General features: G+C 66.1%; 19 protein-coding genes. 9 read left to right on the top strand and 10 right to left on the bottom strand.

What is annotated here, in order from left to right; translation table 11 throughout:
• Positions 1-30 precede the first annotated feature (30 nt).
• Positions 31-726 (top strand): glutathione S-transferase family protein, encoded by a 696-nt coding sequence (locus tag S58_RS30165; protein WP_015669218.1) that lies wholly within the window; start codon positions 31-33, stop codon positions 724-726.
• Here S58_RS30165 and S58_RS30160 read toward each other — a convergent pair.
• Positions 723-1511, bottom strand: a complete 789-nt coding sequence (locus S58_RS30160) for a crotonase/enoyl-CoA hydratase family protein (protein WP_015669217.1) — start codon at positions 1509-1511, stop codon at positions 723-725. The two genes, S58_RS30165 and S58_RS30160, sit on opposite strands and share 4 nt — an antisense overlap.
• A gap of 98 nt (positions 1512-1609) precedes the next feature.
• On the opposite strand from S58_RS30160, the gene S58_RS30155 reads away from it, so the two are divergent.
• Positions 1610-2287, top strand: coding sequence for a TetR/AcrR family transcriptional regulator (locus tag S58_RS30155; protein WP_015669216.1), 678 nt, complete (start codon positions 1610-1612; stop codon positions 2285-2287).
• Here S58_RS30155 and S58_RS30150 read toward each other — a convergent pair.
• The 4 genes from S58_RS30150 to S58_RS30135 all read right to left on the bottom strand — a co-directional run bounded on the left by S58_RS30150 (position 2268) and on the right by S58_RS30135 (position 4198).
• The gene (locus S58_RS30150) at positions 2268-2561 is read right to left on the bottom strand and encodes a hypothetical protein (protein ID WP_015669215.1); all 294 of its coding nucleotides are present in this window, start codon (positions 2559-2561) and stop codon (positions 2268-2270) included. The genes S58_RS30155 and S58_RS30150 overlap by 20 nt on opposite strands.
• 11 nt (positions 2562-2572) lie before the next feature.
• Complete coding sequence (locus S58_RS30145; protein ID WP_015669214.1) at positions 2573-3214, bottom strand: SagB/ThcOx family dehydrogenase; 642 nt, start codon at positions 3212-3214, stop codon at positions 2573-2575.
• Between the two features lie 73 nt (positions 3215-3287).
• Positions 3288-3980, bottom strand: a complete 693-nt coding sequence (locus tag S58_RS30140; RefSeq protein ID WP_015669213.1) for an HAD family hydrolase — start codon at positions 3978-3980, stop codon at positions 3288-3290.
• Entirely contained in the window at positions 3977-4198 is a 222-nt protein-coding gene (locus S58_RS30135; RefSeq protein WP_015669212.1) for a cysteine-rich CWC family protein, read from the bottom strand. Before S58_RS30135 ends, S58_RS30140 begins: the two co-directional genes overlap by 4 nt.
• A 139-nt stretch (positions 4199-4337) precedes the next feature.
• Here S58_RS30135 and S58_RS30130 point away from each other — a divergent pair, with 139 nt between their 5' ends.
• The 3 genes from S58_RS30130 (at position 4338) to S58_RS30120 (ending at position 7560) form a co-directional block, all read left to right on the top strand.
• Positions 4338-5882: a DUF1800 domain-containing protein gene (locus S58_RS30130; protein WP_015669211.1), complete on the top strand. Its 1545-nt coding sequence runs from the start codon at positions 4338-4340 to the stop codon at positions 5880-5882.
• A complete protein-coding gene (locus S58_RS30125) occupies positions 5879-7102 on the top strand; it encodes a DUF1501 domain-containing protein (RefSeq protein WP_042340315.1) in 1224 nt (407 codons plus the stop codon). The genes S58_RS30130 and S58_RS30125 overlap by 4 nt, the downstream gene beginning before the upstream one ends.
• Before the next feature lie 137 nt (positions 7103-7239).
• A complete protein-coding gene (locus S58_RS30120) occupies positions 7240-7560 on the top strand; it encodes an antibiotic biosynthesis monooxygenase family protein (RefSeq protein WP_015669209.1) in 321 nt (106 codons plus the stop codon).
• A gap of 284 nt (positions 7561-7844) precedes the next feature.
• Here the strand turns inward: S58_RS30120 and S58_RS30115 are convergent, their stop codons facing one another.
• The 5 genes from S58_RS30115 to S58_RS30095 all read right to left on the bottom strand — a co-directional run bounded on the left by S58_RS30115 (position 7845) and on the right by S58_RS30095 (position 11146).
• Positions 7845-8306, bottom strand: coding sequence for a GNAT family N-acetyltransferase (locus S58_RS30115; protein WP_015669208.1), 462 nt, complete (start codon positions 8304-8306; stop codon positions 7845-7847).
• A gap of 63 nt (positions 8307-8369) precedes the next feature.
• A complete protein-coding gene (locus tag S58_RS30110; protein WP_042341027.1) occupies positions 8370-8564 on the bottom strand; it encodes a hypothetical protein in 195 nt (64 codons plus the stop codon).
• A 65-nt stretch (positions 8565-8629) separates the two neighbouring features.
• A complete protein-coding gene (locus S58_RS30105; protein ID WP_042341026.1) occupies positions 8630-8881 on the bottom strand; it encodes a hypothetical protein in 252 nt (83 codons plus the stop codon).
• 191 nt (positions 8882-9072) lie between these two features.
• Entirely contained in the window at positions 9073-9723 is a 651-nt protein-coding gene (locus tag S58_RS30100; protein WP_015669205.1) for a glutathione S-transferase family protein, read from the bottom strand.
• A 193-nt stretch (positions 9724-9916) separates the two neighbouring features.
• Complete coding sequence (locus tag S58_RS30095; protein ID WP_015669204.1) at positions 9917-11146, bottom strand: glycosyltransferase family 87 protein; 1230 nt, start codon at positions 11144-11146, stop codon at positions 9917-9919.
• 192 nt (positions 11147-11338) lie between these two features.
• Between S58_RS30095 and S58_RS30090 the strand changes: the two genes are divergently transcribed.
• The 4 genes from S58_RS30090 (at position 11339) to S58_RS30075 (ending at position 16124) form a co-directional block, all read left to right on the top strand.
• Positions 11339-12541 (top strand): pyridoxal phosphate-dependent aminotransferase, encoded by a 1203-nt coding sequence (locus S58_RS30090; RefSeq protein WP_042341025.1) that lies wholly within the window; start codon positions 11339-11341, stop codon positions 12539-12541.
• A gap of 119 nt (positions 12542-12660) precedes the next feature.
• The gene (locus S58_RS30085; protein ID WP_042340314.1) at positions 12661-13185 is read left to right on the top strand and encodes a DUF992 domain-containing protein; all 525 of its coding nucleotides are present in this window, start codon (positions 12661-12663) and stop codon (positions 13183-13185) included.
• A 225-nt stretch (positions 13186-13410) separates the two neighbouring features.
• Entirely contained in the window at positions 13411-13881 is a 471-nt protein-coding gene (locus tag S58_RS30080) for a DUF992 domain-containing protein (RefSeq protein WP_015669201.1), read from the top strand.
• 194 nt (positions 13882-14075) lie between these two features.
• A complete protein-coding gene (locus S58_RS30075) occupies positions 14076-16124 on the top strand; it encodes an elongation factor G (RefSeq protein WP_015669200.1) in 2049 nt (682 codons plus the stop codon).
• Positions 16125-16291: the final 167 nt, after the last annotated feature.

The following is a 16291-nucleotide window of genomic DNA, read 5'->3' as shown; positions in this document are numbered from 1 at the left end:
AAGGCTCCCAGCAAGTGAAGGGAGTTGGGCATGTCGCTGAAGCTGTTCGAACTGGTCGGCACCGATGCGGAGCGGCCGTTCAGCCCGTATTGCTGGCGCACACGCATGGCGCTGGCGCACAAGGGGTTGACTGCCGAATCGATCCCGTGGCGCTTCACCGAGAAGGCCGCAGTCGCCGCGCATGGATCGGAGAAGGTGCCGGTCATGCTCGACGGCGACCGGGCCGTGGCCGATTCCTGGGCGATCGCCAACTATCTCGAGGACAGCTATCCGGACCGGCCGTCGCTGTTCGGCGGCGCCGGCGGCCGCGCCATGGCGCGCTTCATGAATGCGTGGGGCGACATCGCCGTTGTCGGCGGCATCTTCCCGATGATCATCGCCGACATCCCGAACAACCTCGCCGCCGAGGATGCTGATTATTTCCGCACGTCGCGCGAGGCGCGGTTCGGCAAGCGCCTCGAAGAGGTCATGGCCTCGCGCGACCAGGCGGTCACGGGCTTCCGCAAGTCGCTGGAGCCGCTGCGCCAGACCTTGAAGACGCAAGCCTTCATCGGTGGCGATGCGCCGGATTACGCCGATTACATCGTATTCGGCGGCTTCCAATGGGCGCGCGTCGTCAGCCCGTTCCTGCTGCTGGAGGAGAGCGACAGCATCCACGCCTGGCGCGAGCGGCTGCTCGATGCGTTCGACGGTCTGGCGCGCAAGTCGCCGGGCCATCCGGTCTAGCCCAGGAAACGCGGCGGCCGGCGCTCGCGCCAGGCGGCCAGGCCTTCGGTGAGGTCGCGGCTGCCGACCAGGCTCGCGAACTGCTCGGCCTCGACCTGCAGCCCTTCACTGATCGCCATGTTGAGGCCGCGCGTCGCGGCGGTGATCACGCCGGCGACGGCGTCCGGAGAATGGCGGATGATGCGCCCGGCGAGCGCGCGCGCCGCCGGCAGCAATTCGTGATGCGGCACAACCGCATTGACGAGGCCGATCTCCAGCGCGCGTTGCGCCGGGAATGGATCGCCGGTCAGCAGCAGTTCGAGTCCGCGCTTGCGGCCGACCAGCCGCGGCAGCCGCTGCGTGCCGCCGAAGGTCGGCGGCATGCCGAGCCGGATCTCGGGCTTGGCGAAGCTGGCGCGCTCGCTCGCCACAGCGAGATGCACCGCCTCGGTGATCTCGCAGCCGCCGCCGAAAGCGAGCCCGTTGATCGCGGCGATGACCGGCTTGCTGAACGCTTCGAGCCGGGCCGTCATCGCCTGGCCGCGGCGGACGAAGTCGCGCAGCGCGGTGGCGCGGCCCTGGCGGACGCTCGCAGTGAACTCGTCGATGTCGGCGCCGGCCGAGAACGCGCGCTCCCCGGCGCCGGTGAGGATCACGGCCCTGATGCCGGGATCGGTTTCGATGCGGTCCAGCGCGGCCATCAGCGCATCGATGAGGGCATAGCTCAGCGCATTCAGCCGCTCCGGCCGGTTGAGCGTGAGCAGGGCGATGCGCTCGGAGATGTCGAGCAGGACGGGATCGGTCATGGCGGCACCTCGCGGGCTGACGTTGAAGTGCGCAAAGACTAGGCGCGCGGCGGGGCAAGGTATATTCACTGGTCAGTATACCTGAGCCCCGAGTTGCCATGGCCCGTTCCTCCGATCCGACCCGCGCCCGCATCCTCGCTGCCGCGAGCAAATTGTTTTATGCGGAGGGCATCCGCGCCGTCAGCGTCGATGCGGTGGCGGAGCTGGCCGGGATCACCAAGAAGACGCTGTACTATCACTTCCGCAGCAAGGACGACCTCGTCGCGGCGTACCTCGCCGCGCGCGACCAGCCGAACCTGGAGCTGTTCAAGCGCTGGTTCGACGAGACCGAGGGCGGGCTGCCCGACAAGATCGCGGGGATATTCAACCAGCTCGCGCGTGCCGCGCGGCATCCGAAATGGCGCGGCTGCGGTTTCCTGCGCACGACCGCGGAGCTCGCCAACCTCCCCGGCCATCCCGCGATCAGGATCGGTGCCGCGCACAAGAAGAAGTTCGAGGCCTGGCTGCAGGCGATGTTCGCGGCCGAAGGAATTGCCGGCGCGGCCGAGCTCGCGCGCCAGATGCTGCTGCTGCTCGACGGCTCGTTCGCCGTCGTGCTGCTGCATCGTGACGCCAGCTACATGGAGACGGCAGGCGAAGCGGCGCACCAACTCGTCAGGGCAGCGCAGTCGGCGCGTGGAGGTCTCAATCCTGTCTCGCGCGCCAGCGGTGCGCAAGCTGACGCCAGAGCGCCAGGCCGGCGGCGAGCAGCAGCAGCTAGGTCGAGACCGGCATGATCAGCCGCGCCACGGCATCGGGCAGGAAGATGTCCGATTGTGTCCGGTCATCGCCGGCGAACCGGTAGATCAGGCTGGAAAGCAGGCATTCGCGGCCATTCAACCACCAGAGCACGCCGATCAGCGATGGGACGGCAATCGCAATCTGCAGCCGAAACCCAGCGGTCCGGCCGGTGACGCTGCAGCGCAATGCATAGAGAATGCAGGACGAAGCGAAGACGAATACCGCCGTATGCAGCGCCTTGATCAGGATGATCGCCGTGTGAGTCGCCATCGGCCGATCAGCTATTTCGGAAACCCGACCGTCTGCGACAGCAGAACCTCCTGGTCATGGCTGAGGCCAAGCGCGTTGGCGATGGCGTCACGGTCGATCCAGGCGCGGATGACGCTGACGAGCCCGTTGGATGCAGCGAACAGATAGACGTTCTGCGTGATCGCGCCGGCTGCCACGTTGGCGTAGCTCGCACGCATGCTCACCGGCACGAGCTTCATGCGGCTGTGGTCGGCGACATAGACCAGATCGAGCGGCGCATCGTCGACAAAGTCCTGATAGCCCGTGACGCGCCTGACATCGCTGCCCGCGACGAGTCTGAGCGTGTTCGCGCCAGCATCGTATCGATATGCGCCGGAGGGCAGGGCGACGTAGACGTCGATCTCCTGCGCGTTCATCGCCGAGGGCGCAGTGCGCCCGCCGTCGTCGCGGTTGACGCCGTCGGCAGCCCACAGCAGGTTCGACAGGATCGGCAAAGGCAGCTCGGCGGCGGCAAACTCGCGCGACGAGCGCCGCTGTGCCAACGCCTGCATCAGCGGCAGGCCGCCGCTTCTGTCGGGAGGTGGCAGTGGAATCGTCGGGCTGGCGTCACCGTGCGCCGGTGTCGGACGAAGGCGCCCCATCGCGCCGAGTGCGAACTTGGCCAGGGTGCTCACGATTGGACTCCTGAAGCGGGCGTTGCGGGAAGCTCATCACGCTCCAGAGCCGGACATCGCGCATTGCGTCAGGTCAAGGAATGGGCCGAACCATGGAAAACGCCTGATGCCGTCGCAGCAGGTCGACGACCGCGTTGAGATCGGGCAGCACGGCACTGCAACGCTCTCGCGTCTCGGCCGTCGGCGGCACGATGTCCGGCACCATCAGCGTGATCGCGCCGGCGGCGTGGGCCGCGGCGACACCTGGATTGGAATCCTCGATTGCGATGCAGGCTTGCGCGCGTGCCTGCAGCCGGTTCGCTGCGAGCAGATAGAGGTCCGGATGCGGTTTGGCGCGGGTCACGTCGTCGCGCGTGAGGATGGCATCGAAGCGGTGGTCGATGCGCGCGAGGCGGAGATGCTCCGCCGCCGTGCTGCGCGAGGACGAGGTGACGATGGCCTTGGGCAGACCGGCCGCTTCGATCGCATCGAGCAGCGCGATGACGCCGCGCTTCAGCGGCATACCTGCTTGGAGGATCTCGATGGTCTTTTCGGCGAACAGGCGATTGACTTCGACCAGCGGAAAATTGTCGCCGAAATGGTTGCGCAACGTGTGTTCGTTGTCGGGCCCGGGAATGCCGATCATGGCGTGGCAGAGCTCGACGACGCCGTCGCGATAGCCGAGCGCATTCAGTGCTGCGATCGAGGCTTCGAGATAGACCTTCTCGGTGTCGAGCAGCGTTCCGTCCATGTCGATCAGGACGGCCTCGACGTGCCAGCGCGTCATGCGCCCGCTTCCTGCTCGCGGGCCAGCGTCGCCAGGCATTTGGCGCACAGGCAGTCCTTGAATTGGCTCTGCGCGGCCTCCGGCAGCGGCAGGCGAACGGCTTCCTCGAAGCACCAGCAGGAACCGCCGGGATCGCAGGTGAACTCCGATCCGCAGGACTCGCAGGTGAGCTGCCGCGCGGTAACGTTTGCTAAACGATTTGTCACGTTCGGAACCACGTCCGGCCAGCCCTTTTCATGTCCGGTTCATCTGCCGGGGCAAGTATAGTGCGCAGCAACAGCCGGCGCCAGCACGGGCCGAACCGACTCACGACGTCAGCGCACTCACGTGAGCGCGCGAATTTGATGAGGACTTGGCATGGCCAGGGATCCGCAGGCAGCTCTGGTGGCGATGAACCGCTTCGGCTTCGGCGCGCGCGGTGGCGCCTCGGGCGATCTCGTCAATGCAGCGTCGGATCCGCGCGGCTTCGTCAAGGCCGAGCTCGGGCGTCCCAACGGCGCGCTGCTCGAAGTGCCGGGCCTGCAGCCGACGCCGGCATTGGCGGACGCGGTGTTTGCCTATCAGGACGAGGTCAAGCGAGCGCGCGAGGCTCAGGCCAAGGCGGCGAGCGAGACGCCGGAGCAGCCGGGCCAGACGCGCGGCCTGTCGATGACCGCTGCGGATGCGCCGATGACCGCGCCGCCCGCCGCGGCCACGACGGCGGGCACCAGCATGACGGCGCCGGCGGGCGAGCCCGCGCCGGCAACGCAGGCGACGCCGGCCAAGCCACAACAACAACAGCAGCCACCGAACGTCGTCCAGAAGACGTTTCGTGCCGAAACGCTGGCACGGCTGCAGCGCGCGGTGCTCGCCGATTGCGGCTTCACCGAGCGGCTGGTGGCATTCTGGTCGAACCATTTCTGCATCTCCGCGGGCAAGGGCGAGCTGGCGCGGATGTGGGCCGGGTCGTTCGAGCGCGAGGCGATCCGGCCCCATGTGCTCGGGCGTTTCGCCGACATGCTCAAGGCGGTCGAGCAGCATCCGGCGATGCTGTTCTTTCTCGACAATCAGGACTCGCTCGGGCCGGACTCGCGCGCCGGACAGAACCGCAAGCGCGGCCTCAACGAGAACCTCGCGCGCGAGATCATGGAGCTGCATACGCTGGGCGTCGGCGGCGGCTACACCCAGGAGGACGTGACCTCGCTGGCGCGCATCATCACCGGCTGGAGCTTTGCGGGCCGCAACAGCCGAAACGGCGCGCCTGGCAGCTTCGTGTTCAATGCCAATGCACACCAGCCGGGGCCGCAGACCCTGCTCGGCAAGGTCTATCAGGACGATGGCCTCGCCCAGGGCGAGGCGTCGCTCTCCGACATCGCGCGTCATCCCTCGACAGCGAAGTTCATCGCCGGCAAGCTCGCGCGCCATTTCGTCGCCGATGAGCCGCCGCCTGCGCTGGTGGCGCGGCTGGAATCCGTGTTCAAGAAGAGCGACGGCGACCTCAAGGCGCTGACGCTGGCGCTGATCGATTCGGACGAAGCCTGGTCGGCGCCGCTGACCAAGATCCGCTCGCCCTATGAATTCCTGGTCGCCGGCGGCCGGTTGCTGGCCCGCGTGCCGGAGGATCCCGGCTTCTACCTCAATTCCCTGAACACGCTCGGCCAGCCGCTGTGGGCGCCGGCAGGACCAAACGGATTTGCCGACAGCAATGCGATGTGGGCTGCGCCTGAGGGCATGAAACTGCGGCTGGACATCTCGGCGCAACTCGCCGCGCGTCTCGGCAACAATCTCGATCCCCGTGACCTGCTCGATCTCGTCGCGGGCGATGCGACCTCGGCGGAGACGCGGCGCACGATCGAGCGCGCCGAATCCCGTCAGCAGGCGCTGGCATTGCTGCTGATGTCACCGGAATTCCAGCGGAGATGACGATGGACCAGATCACGACATCGCTGTTGACCTCGCGACGGCACTTGCTGCTGGCAGGCGCGTCGTTTGCCGCCTGGGCCTATGTGCCGAAATTCGCCCGCGCCGCCGACCAGCGCGACCCGCGTCTGATCGTCGTGATCCTGCGCGGTGCGCTCGATGGGCTCGCCACCGTCGCGCCGGTCGGCGATCCCGACTACGCCGGATTGCATGGCGCGATCGCGCTGACGACGGCCGGGCCCAATCCGGCGCTGCCGCTGGATTCGTTCTTCGCGCTGCATCCGTCGATGCCTGAATTCGCGCGCATGTATCGCGACAAGCAGGCGGCAATCGTCCACGCGGTCGCCACGTCCTATCGTGAACGCTCGCATTTCGACGGCCAGGACGTGCTCGAGAGCGGCTTCGCCGGTCCCGGTCGGGTGCAATCCGGTTGGCTCAACCGTGCCCTCGAAGCATTGCCGCGCGGCCCGCGCATCGCCGGCGCCCTTGCGGTCGGGCCGACCGCGCCGCTGGTGCTGCGCGGCGCCGCGCCGACCGTCGGCTGGGCGCCCGTGACCTTGCCGCAGGCCGATGACGACACCGCGATGCGGCTGGTCGACCTCTATGCGCATCGTGATCCCATGCTCGCCGCCGCGCTGTCGCAGGGGCTGAAGCTGGAGAAGGTTGCGTTCGGCGACGACATGAAGCCCAAGCCCGGCGGCAACCAGATCGCGGCGATGCGCCAGGTGGCGCGCGGCGCGGCGAAGCTGATGGCGGCCGATGACGGCCCGCGCATCGCGGCGCTCGCGTTCGACGGCTGGGACACGCACGCCAATGAAGGCGGCGCGGTCGGCCGGCTTGCGCAGCTGTTGTCGGGTCTCGATGGCGCGCTCGCCGAATTCGAGAGCGGGCTGGGGGCGCGTTGGCGCGATACGGTCGTCGTCGTCGCCACCGAGTTCGGGCGTACCGCGAAGATCAACGGCACCCAGGGGACCGATCACGGCACCGGCACGATTGCGCTGCTTGCAGGTGGCGCGGTGAAGGGCGGACGGGTCATCGCCGACTGGCCGACGCTCAAGATGGCGAGCCTCTATCAGGGCCGCGATCTCGCGCCGACCACCGATCTGCGCGCGGTGTTCAAGGGCGTGCTCGCCGATCATCTCGGATTGAGCGAGCGCGCACTCGCCGAAACGGTGTTTCCCGAGAGCATTGCCGTCAAGCCGATCAAGGGCCTCGTGGCGTAAGGCTGACCCGATCCTGTTTGATCGTCGCTGCCTTTAGTTGCTCAAAACAACGCCGCATCAGCGACGATCACGCCCGGCGCATATCGGTGCAAAGTCTGCTATCCCTCCCGGCTGCGGCACTCATCCAGGAGATCAGCATGTTCATCGCCATGAATCGTTTTCGCATCGCCAAGGGCTCGGAGGCCGCTTTCGAGCAGGTCTGGCTGTCGCGCGACAGCCATCTCGACAAGGTGCCCGGCTTTGTCGAATTCCATTTGCTCAAGGGACCGGAGGCCGAGGACCACACGCTCTACGCCTCGCACACGATCTGGGCCTCCAAGGCCGCTTTCGAAGACTGGACCCAGTCGGAAGCCTTCCGCGCCGCGCACAAGGGCGCCGGCGACAACAAGCCGCTCTATCTCGGCCCGCCGCAGTTCGAAGGGTTCGAGGTGCGGCAGACGGTGGGTGGGAAGAAGTAGGCCCTGCTCATGATCTGGATTCGAGTTGCCGCCGTGCAGACGGTGTGCTCCCTCTCCCCGTGAAGAACGGGGAGAGGGAGCACACCGTCGTCGTGGCTACAGCGCACAATGAAATATCCAGAAATCAGGCCAGCCAAAAAAATGCGGCCCCGGTCAGAGACGGCGACTGACGGGGACCGCTGAGACGCGTGATCGGGGGACGGGGGGATGATCAGGCGCTTCAGGGAGCGTAGGCCTGCGGCGTGACGGCTGCGTGACAGCGTCTCGCACGAGGGCGTCCGCTCTCACAGCGCCTTGCGGTAGACGATGAAGCCGGAGCGTTCGGCGAGCTTGTCGTAGAGCGCCCGTGCGGTGGCGTTGGTCTCGTGCGTCTGCCAATAGACCCGCGGCGCGCCGGCCTGTTGGGCCTGTGTGTACACCGCTTCGATCAGCGCGCGGCCGACGCCCTTGCCGCGCGCGGCTTCGCTCGTGAACAGGTCGTTGAGATAGCAGAGCGGCGCGATCGTGGTGGTGGCGCGGTGAAACAGATAATGCGCGAGCCCGATCAGTTCGCCGTCGCTCTCGGCGACCAGGGCATGCACCGGCTCGTTCGGGTCGAAGAAGCGCGCCCAGGTCGTGGCGGTGATCTCCGCGGGCAGCGCGGTCGGGCCCGAACGGCCGTAGAAGGTGTTGTAGCCGTCCCAGAGCGGCAGCCAGCGATCATAGTCTTCGCGCGCCACGGTGCGCACAGTGGGTGCTTCATGCATGAAAGGCTTCGCCGTCAGTTGGAATTGCGACGGCCCTTCGATACGCCAGAGCTGCGCCTGCGATCAATCCGGGACTGGCACCTGCGGGTCCGAGGCGGGCGGCCTCAACAGCTGAACATGGATCGTTTGAGCTTCTTCGGTCAGCGGCGAGAGCGAGAGTTCGCCTCGCCGCTCGATGATGATGAGCAGTGACGCCGCCAGCAAGATCGCGAGTGCCAGCGTGAGGGCAACGATTACGACCGTTGATTTCATCGCCATTTGGAGCGCGAGAATCATCGCCTGTTGTCGCGAAAACCGCGAAGGGTTGTCAAAATGGCTTCCGGCTAAGCGGGGATCGACAAGAGGGCGCGGATCGACATCATGGCGATGGTGGCGCTGATGCCCAGCGACAGCGTGCCGGCTGCGATGCTTGCCGCGACCACGCTGGTCAGGCGCGGCGAGAGGGTGAGCGTGGCATCGTCGTGAAAGCCTGCGTCCGCTTGGAAACGCTCATCAGGGCGTTCCGCTTCCAAGGGCGAGGCGAGGCCTCGGAGCCCAAGACTGTTCGGAACGGAAGCACGACGCCACCGGTACATGAAGTCGAATCCCTTACCCATACATGCGCGAGCGAATCACTCGCAGAGGTAAATTCTGCAGTAATGACAGGCAGGATTGGGGCGCTCAGGTTCCGAATAGGGCAAAAAAATGGCGTCGGCGGTATCTGTTCCCGCCAAAGCGTGTATTTTCCCCGCTGTTCTACGGACAGTCGGTAGTCTTACGGTGAAGCTCAGTCGTAGTCGGCGGCAATGCCGGCCGAATCGATCATGGCCGGCAGCCAGTCCATGGCGACAAAGCCCGGCGCCTGCTCGACCCGGCGCAGCCAGCTGCGAATCTTCGGGAATGTCGAGAGATCGAAGTCGCAGCGATCGGCAACGTGAGTATAGCCGTAGAGCGCAATGTCGGCGACGGTGAGCTGCCGCGCGGCGAAGTAGTCGTTGTCCTTGAGATGATTCTCCATCACCTGCAGCGCGGCGTAGCCGCGCTCCATCCAGTCTTCCAGCGCATGCGTCTGCAGATCGCGTCCGCCTTTCACGAGCAGCAGCCAGAAATAGGCAGCGCCGATGTTGGGCTCCAACGCATGCTGTTCGAAGAACATCCATTGCAGCGCCTCGGCGCGCTCGATGCGCTGCTCCGGCACCAGCGGCGTGCCGCCCGCGACATACCACAGGATCGCATTGGACTCGGCGATGTAGCGGTCGTCGCCGACCTCCAGCAGCGGCACCTGGCCGCTCGGGTTCTTGGCGAGGAAGTCCGGCGTGCGGCTCTCACCGCGCAGGATGTCGATTTCGATCGCTTGGTAGGGCGCGTTCAGGAGAGCAAGCGCAAGGCGGACCTTGTAGCTGTTTCCCGACCGCTGCATCGAATAGAGCTTGTACATCCGGCCAATGTCGAGTTCGAGGAATCATCGCGTCGTAGAATCACACGTCAGGACGCGAGATCGTCCCGCAATGCGGCCAGACAATGATGCCGATATGCCCAGGCCGCAAGACCTGGCCGATGGAAAAAGTCGAAAAGCGCTACTGCACTGCACTCGCGAACAACAACTTTCCAACATTTCAAAACAACGGAGATCACGCCTGCGCGATGCGTGCGTGCCCGCCGATCTCGGATGTGCGATCGGCCAGCGCGCGGTGCAGGGTCAGCGCAAACAGGGTCATCAGCACGATGAGGCCGAGCGGGATCGTCGTCAGTCCGGCGACGCTGCGTGACAGCAGCGGCACCATCCAGGCGGCGGCGAGCACGCTGAGTTCATAGTCGCGAAAGCCATGGGCGAGTCCGTGGCGCACGAAGAAGATGATCGCGACCGCCGCGACCACGAGGTCGTAATCGAGTACGTAGGGGGTCGCCAGCAGGCTCGCGCTGGCGAGCGCCGATGCCTTCAGATCGAAGGCGGCGTCGCTCTGCCAGAGCCAGGCGATGCCTGCCGCGAGCGACAGCGCAAGGATCGTCTGTACCGTGTAGGCGGTCCCGATGTCAGCGCCCCAATGGCGTGCGGCCGAGAAGGCCGACTGGATCTTTTCCCAGCCGGTGCCGCCTTGTTCGAGAACCACGCTCTGTGTGAATGTCATCGACTGGAAGAAGGCGTGCCAGACGTCGCTGCCGAGCGCGGCGAAGCTGATGGCAATGAGCGTGACCACGGTGGCACCAGCTGCCGCAATGGTCGGCCATCGCGCGCCCGCGACCAGGGCCACGGGGATGAGGACGCCGAATTGCGGCTTGTAGGCGAGAAGCCCGATCAGAACGCCGGCCGTCCACGGTCTGCGCTCGATCAGCAGCAGCGCGCCGCCGAGCAGCGCGGCGGTGAAGCACGCGTTCTGACCGTGGCCGATGTTGACGAACACGGCGGGAAAAGCAGCCGTAACCAACAGCGTCTCGGGACGAGGCAGGATCGCGCGCATGACCGCGAGATAGGCGAGCAGGCTCGACACCACCCAAAGTGCCAGCCCGCCGGCGTAAGGCAGCATGGCCGTGATGGCGGCGATCGCGAAGAAGAACGGCGGATAGTGCCAGCCGAAGAACGGCACGTCGCGGCCATCGAACACGGCCTTTTCCATCGCATGCTGTCGCGGCGGATCGTAGGCGTCGCCGGCCTTGCCCTGAAGGGTGAGCACACCTGCCGCATAGACGTTGGAGAAGTCGGTGCCGATCGGCTTGCCATTGCGGTCGACCAAGCCATCGGACAGCGCGATCCAACCGACCATGGCCGCGATCGTGAGCGCCAGCAGCAGCCAGCTGTAGGTCTTGATCCGCGCGCCTGTCAGCCAGGCGCCGGATCGCAGGGCGCATCCGAGAGTGGTCATTTCGGCCTGAATTCATGGACAATTGTTCGAGGCAGCCTAGCCGCGCGGCTTTAACGTTCCCTAAAGTCTTGGGAGCCATGTGCCCAAGCTTCTTGCGATGCAGCGCAAGGCGCCTTACAAATGGGCGTTTCCCTGACATGACTGGTCGTGGCCCGAAAAAGGTGATCCACGACGCCTGCATAGGAGCTGATGATGTCCTTTCTCGCCGCTGCGCTCGACCGTGTGAAGCCGTCCGCGACCATCGCGGTCACGGATAAAGCGCGCGTCCTCAAAGCGGCGGGCCGCAACGTCATCGGGCTGGGCGCCGGCGAGCCGGATTTCGACACGCCCGACAACATCAAGCAGGCCGCGATCAAGGCGATCCAGGACGGCAAGACCAAGTATACCGCGGTCGACGGAATCCCTGAGCTGAAGGAAGCCATCATCGGCAAGTTCCAGCGCGAGAATGGCCTGTCCTACAAGCCGAACCAGGTGATCGTCGGCGTCGGCGGCAAGCAGGTGCTGTACAATGCGCTGATGGCGACCATCAATCCGGGTGACGAGGTGATCATCCCGGCGCCGTACTGGGTCAGCTATCCGGAGATGGTGGCGCTCGCCGGCGGCGAGCCGGTGCCGGTGGTCTGCACCGCGGCGCATGGCTTCAAGCTGCAGCCTGCCGCGCTGGAGAAGGCGATCACGCCGAAGACCAAGTGGCTGATCCTGTGCTCGCCGTCGAACCCGACCGGCGCGGCCTATACCAAGGCCGAGCTGAAGGCGCTCACCGAGGTGCTGGTCAGGCATCCGCATGTCTGGATCATGACCGACGACATGTATGAGCACCTGGTCTATGACGACTTCGTGTTCACCACCCCGGCGCAGGTCGAGCCCTCGCTGTACGACCGCACGCTGACCGTGAACGGCGTCTCCAAGGCCTATTGCATGACCGGCTGGCGCATCGGCTATGCCGGCGGCCCGGCGAGCCTGATCAAGGCGATGGCGACGATCCAGTCGCAGTCGACCTCGAATCCGTGCTCGATCGCGCAATGGGCGGCGGTCGAAGCCTTGAATGGTCCGCAGAACTTCATTCCTGCGAACAACAAGGTGTTCAAGGAGCGCCGCGATCTCGTGGTGTCGATGCTGAACCAGGCGAACGGCATCGAATGCCCGCGGCCGGAAGGCGCGTTCTACGTCTATCCGTCGTGCGCCGGCACGATCGGCAAGACCGCGCCGTCGGGCAAAATGATCGACAATGACGAGACGTTCGTCACCGAACTGTTGGAGACGGAAGGCGTCGCCGTCGTGCAGGGTTCGGCCTTCGGCCTCGGCCCGGCGTTCCGGATCTCCTACGCGACCAAGACCTCGGACCTGGAAGATGCCTGCAAGCGCATACAGCGCTTCTGCGGTAATCTGAGGTAATCGGGCAACAACTGGTCCGAATTCCGGATTGTCAATTTCCGCCCAGGAAAGCGCCATGTTTTCAACATGGCGCTTTCCTTTTGTCCGACGGTAAGTGTGTTGCGTAGGGTTCGAGTTCGATGCGGCTGCAGGTGCTGTCGATTGTGTTGCTTGTGTTGGTTGCGCCATCAGCGCAAGCCCACGCAAATCGGCCGATGCGCGTCGGCGTGCTCGAATGCGAGGGACGGAGGACATCCGGCAAGCTCGTGATGTCCCAGGCCCGCCTGCGCTGCGTGTTTCGCAGCCAGGGTCGCGAGCCGGAGCGCTATGTCGCCAAGGTCCGCCGTTATGGCGTCGATCTCGGACTGACGGACGAGACCCGGATGGCGTGGGCGGTGAACGCGCCCGTGAACGATTTCGGTCGCAGCGAGCTGCGCGGACGCTATGGCGGATTGGCTGCCAATGCCGCCGCCATCGTCGGCTTCGGCGGCAATTTCCTGGTTCGTGGTTCGAGCCGCGCCGCCGCGCTGCAACCGATCAGCCTGCAGGGGCAGACCGGTCTCAACCTCGCCGCCGGGGTCACCGAGGTCGAGCTGTATCCGGTGCTGCCGATGCACCCGAGCCCGAGCCGCGCTTCGTCGTATTTCTCCCGGATCTATCGCTGAGCCATCTCGTCGCGTTGGCCACGCGTGCGTGGCCCGTTCACGAGAATGCCTCGCATCCGCCGAGCCAGTTGGACGCGCGGCCGGACTTGCCACCGGACTTGCCAGATGAACGGCGCGTGCAATCTGGTGTGGCGGTAGGGCTTATGGCATAGATGTGATGGCCCGTGATCAAGCTCCCGATCAGCGGGCCTGCATCACATCTGTCATTTCAGCCGGAGTTTATTCATGCGCTCGACCATTCTCGCCGGGCTCTCTGCCGTGCTGCTCTGCATGACCGGCGCCGCCCATGCGCAAGATCGCGTACGGGTCGGTGTCCTCGAATGCCGCGGCGGCACCAGTGTCGGCTTCGTCGTCGGCTCGGTCACCCATCTCGGCTGCGTGCTGCGCGCGGACGGTCTGCCGGAAGATCGCTACGTCGCGACGATCCGCAAGGTCGGCCTCGATCTCGGCATCACGCAGGAATCGCTGCTCGCCTGGGTGGTCTATGCGCCGGTCGCACGGCTCGGGCAGGGCGATCTGTCGGGCGATTATGCCGGTGCGCAGGGCTCGGCTTCGGTGGGCGTCGGGCTCGGCGGCAACGTCCTGATCGGCGGCTCGGCCAACTCGATCGCGCTGCAGCCGCTCAGCGTGCAGGGACAGGTCGGTCTCGCGGTCTCGGCGGGGCTCGAAAGCCTCGAATTGCGCCCGGGCCGTTGATCTTCCATTTGCTGTGAATAGGCGTTTGCTGAGAACGCCGCTCTTCCCGCAATTGTGCGGGAAGAGTGACGCCTCCCTCGCACTGCAGCAACGTTTTTCGTAGGCGTCCTGCTTGCCAAAGCGGCAGACGAGGCAGAGCATTCGGCTTTGCCGACCCAATCAAGGGCCGAGCTCCACAATGAGGAGGCGGCGAAATGGGACAAGACCTGAGAAGTCCCCGCGGTCCACGGTGCATTGCGCTGGTGGGCCCTTTCCAAAGCGGTAAAACCACTCTGTTGGAGGCGATCCTGGCGCGGACGGGCGCGATCCCGCGCGCGGGCAGCGTCGATGCCGGCACGTCCGTCGGCGATGCCAGCCCGGAGGCGCGTCATCACAAGATGAGCGTCGCGATGACGGCGGCGACCACGACCTTCATGGGCGACAGCTACACCTTCCTCGACTGTCCCGGCTCGATCGAGTTCATCCACGACATGCGCGCCGCGCTGCCGGCGGTCGATGCCGCGATCGTGGTCTGCGAGGCCGACGAGAAGAAGCTGCCGCAGCTGCAGCTCATCCTGCGCGAGCTCGAAGAGCTGCGCATCCCGCGCTTCCTGTTCCTCAACAAGATCGACCGCGCCAATGCGCGCGTCAGGGAGACGCTGGCGACCTTGCAGCCGGCGTCGCGGGTGCCGCTGGTGCTGCGCCAGATTCCGATCTGGAACGGCGAGCTGATCGAAGGCTTCGTCGATCTCGCACTGGAGCGTGCCTTCATCTATCGCGAGCACAGAGCGAGCGAGGTGATCGGGCTCGAGGGCGGCAATCTCGACCGCGAGAAGGAGGCGCGCTTCTCGATGCTGGAGAAGCTGGCCGACCACGACGATGCGCTGATGGAGCAATTGCTGGAAGACATTCCGCCGCCGCGCGACGCCGTATTCGACGATCTCGCCCGCGAACTGCGCGACGGCCTGATCTGTCCGGTGCTGCTCGGCTCGGCGCTGCGCGAGAACGGCGTGCTCAGGCTGATGAAGGCGCTGCGCCACGAGGCCCCCGGGATCGCCGAGACCGCGAAGCGGCTCGGTGTCAAGGAGGCCAAGGAGGCGCTCGGCTACGTCTTCAAGACGCTGCACCTGCAGCACGGCGGCAAGCTGTCGCTGACGCGGGTGCTGTCGGGCCATCTCGACGATGGCGCGACGGTGCATGCCGCCTCCGGCGAGACGGCGCGTGTCTCCGGCATCCTCGCTGCGACCGGCGCCAATGACAGCAAGCGCCCGGTGGCCGAGGCCGGCGACACGGTCGCGCTCGGCAAGCTCGATACGGTCAAGACCGGTGACACCGTCGCAACCGGCAAGGCGGTCCCCAAGGCATTGGCGAAGGTGGATCCGTGTCCGCCGGTGCTGGCGATCTCGATCGCCGCCCTCGACCGCAAGGACGACGTCAAGCTCGGCCAGGCTCTGCTGCGGCTCAACGAGGAAGACCCGTCGCTGACGATGGTGCAGAACCAGCGCACGCATGACACGGTGCTGTGGGGGCAGGGCGAGATGCATCTGCGCGTCGCGCTGGAGCGGCTGCGGGAGCGCTTCGGCGTCAATGTCAAATCGCACACGCCGGCGATCGGCTACCAGGAGACCATCCGCAAGGCGATCACGCAGCGCGGCCGGCACAAGAAGCAGTCCGGCGGCCACGGCCAGTTCGGCGACGTCGTGCTCGACATCAAGCCGCTGCCCCGCGGCGAGGGCTTCCAGTTCGCCGAGAAGGTGGTCGGCGGTGCGGTGCCGCGCAACTACATCCCGGCGGTCGAGGAGGGCGTCGTCGATGCGCTGGTGCGCGGGCCCCTCGGCTTCCCCGTGATCGACGTCGCGGTGACGCTGACTGACGGCTCCTATCACAGCGTCGATTCGTCCGACCTCGCGTTCCGGACCGCGGCACGGGCCGGCGTCAGCGAGGGCCTGCCGCAATGTGCCCCGGTGCTGCTGGAGCCGATCCACACCGTCGAGATCGTCTGCCCGACGGAGGCGACCGCCAGGATCAACGCGATCCTGTCGGCGCGGCGTGGCCAGATCCTGTCGTTCGACACCCGCGACGGCTGGCCCGGCTGGGACTGCGTTCGCGCGATGATGCCGGAGGCCGAGATCGGCGAATTGATCGTCGAGTTGCGCTCGGCCACCGCCGGCGCCGGCAGCTTCACCCGCCAGTTCGACCACATGGCCGAGGTGACGGGCCGCGCCGCCGACCACATCATCGCCTCGCATCGCGACGCGGCGTAGAGCCGCCATCCCCTGATCCGGCCGGCACCGGCCCGCCATCCCCCCGTCAAAGGGGATGGCGGGCCGGTCCGCTTTGCGCCGTCACTTTGGGGCGTGACGCCGCAACTCAGCGCCGGGTTACGGCTTGCTTTATGTTGCCGTATGTGATGTATTTTACATCATTGTCT

The sequence above is a fragment of the Bradyrhizobium oligotrophicum S58 genome (genome assembly GCF_000344805.1).
Classification (GTDB): domain Bacteria; phylum Pseudomonadota; class Alphaproteobacteria; order Rhizobiales; family Xanthobacteraceae; genus Bradyrhizobium; species Bradyrhizobium oligotrophicum.
The sequence above is the reverse complement of the archived record's forward strand: the minus strand, read 5'-3'. Positions and strand labels throughout refer to the sequence as shown.

Coding starts and splice junctions, on each gene's coding strand:
- S58_RS30130 (WP_015669211.1), top strand. CDS start 4,338: ATGGCCAGGGATCCGCAGGCAGCTCTGGTGGCGATGAACCGCTTCGGC.
- S58_RS30105 (WP_042341026.1), bottom strand. CDS start 8,881: ATGTACCGGTGGCGTCGTGCTTCCGTTCCGAACAGTCTTGGGCTCCGA.
- S58_RS30155 (WP_015669216.1), top strand. CDS start 1,610: ATGGCCCGTTCCTCCGATCCGACCCGCGCCCGCATCCTCGCTGCCGCG.
- S58_RS30090 (WP_042341025.1), top strand. CDS start 11,339: ATGTCCTTTCTCGCCGCTGCGCTCGACCGTGTGAAGCCGTCCGCGACC.
- S58_RS30085 (WP_042340314.1), top strand. CDS start 12,661: ATGCGGCTGCAGGTGCTGTCGATTGTGTTGCTTGTGTTGGTTGCGCCA.
- S58_RS30100 (WP_015669205.1), bottom strand. CDS start 9,723: ATGTACAAGCTCTATTCGATGCAGCGGTCGGGAAACAGCTACAAGGTC.
- S58_RS30110 (WP_042341027.1), bottom strand. CDS start 8,564: ATGGCGATGAAATCAACGGTCGTAATCGTTGCCCTCACGCTGGCACTC.
- S58_RS30160 (WP_015669217.1), bottom strand. CDS start 1,511: ATGACCGATCCCGTCCTGCTCGACATCTCCGAGCGCATCGCCCTGCTC.
- S58_RS30140 (WP_015669213.1), bottom strand. CDS start 3,980: ATGACGCGCTGGCACGTCGAGGCCGTCCTGATCGACATGGACGGAACG.
- S58_RS30150 (WP_015669215.1), bottom strand. CDS start 2,561: ATGGCGACTCACACGGCGATCATCCTGATCAAGGCGCTGCATACGGCG.
- S58_RS30080 (WP_015669201.1), top strand. CDS start 13,411: ATGCGCTCGACCATTCTCGCCGGGCTCTCTGCCGTGCTGCTCTGCATG.
- S58_RS30115 (WP_015669208.1), bottom strand. CDS start 8,306: ATGCATGAAGCACCCACTGTGCGCACCGTGGCGCGCGAAGACTATGAT.
- S58_RS30125 (WP_042340315.1), top strand. CDS start 5,879: ATGACGATGGACCAGATCACGACATCGCTGTTGACCTCGCGACGGCAC.
- S58_RS30095 (WP_015669204.1), bottom strand. CDS start 11,146: ATGACCACTCTCGGATGCGCCCTGCGATCCGGCGCCTGGCTGACAGGC.
- S58_RS30120 (WP_015669209.1), top strand. CDS start 7,240: ATGTTCATCGCCATGAATCGTTTTCGCATCGCCAAGGGCTCGGAGGCC.
- S58_RS30075 (WP_015669200.1), top strand. CDS start 14,076: ATGGGACAAGACCTGAGAAGTCCCCGCGGTCCACGGTGCATTGCGCTG.
- S58_RS30165 (WP_015669218.1), top strand. CDS start 31: ATGTCGCTGAAGCTGTTCGAACTGGTCGGCACCGATGCGGAGCGGCCG.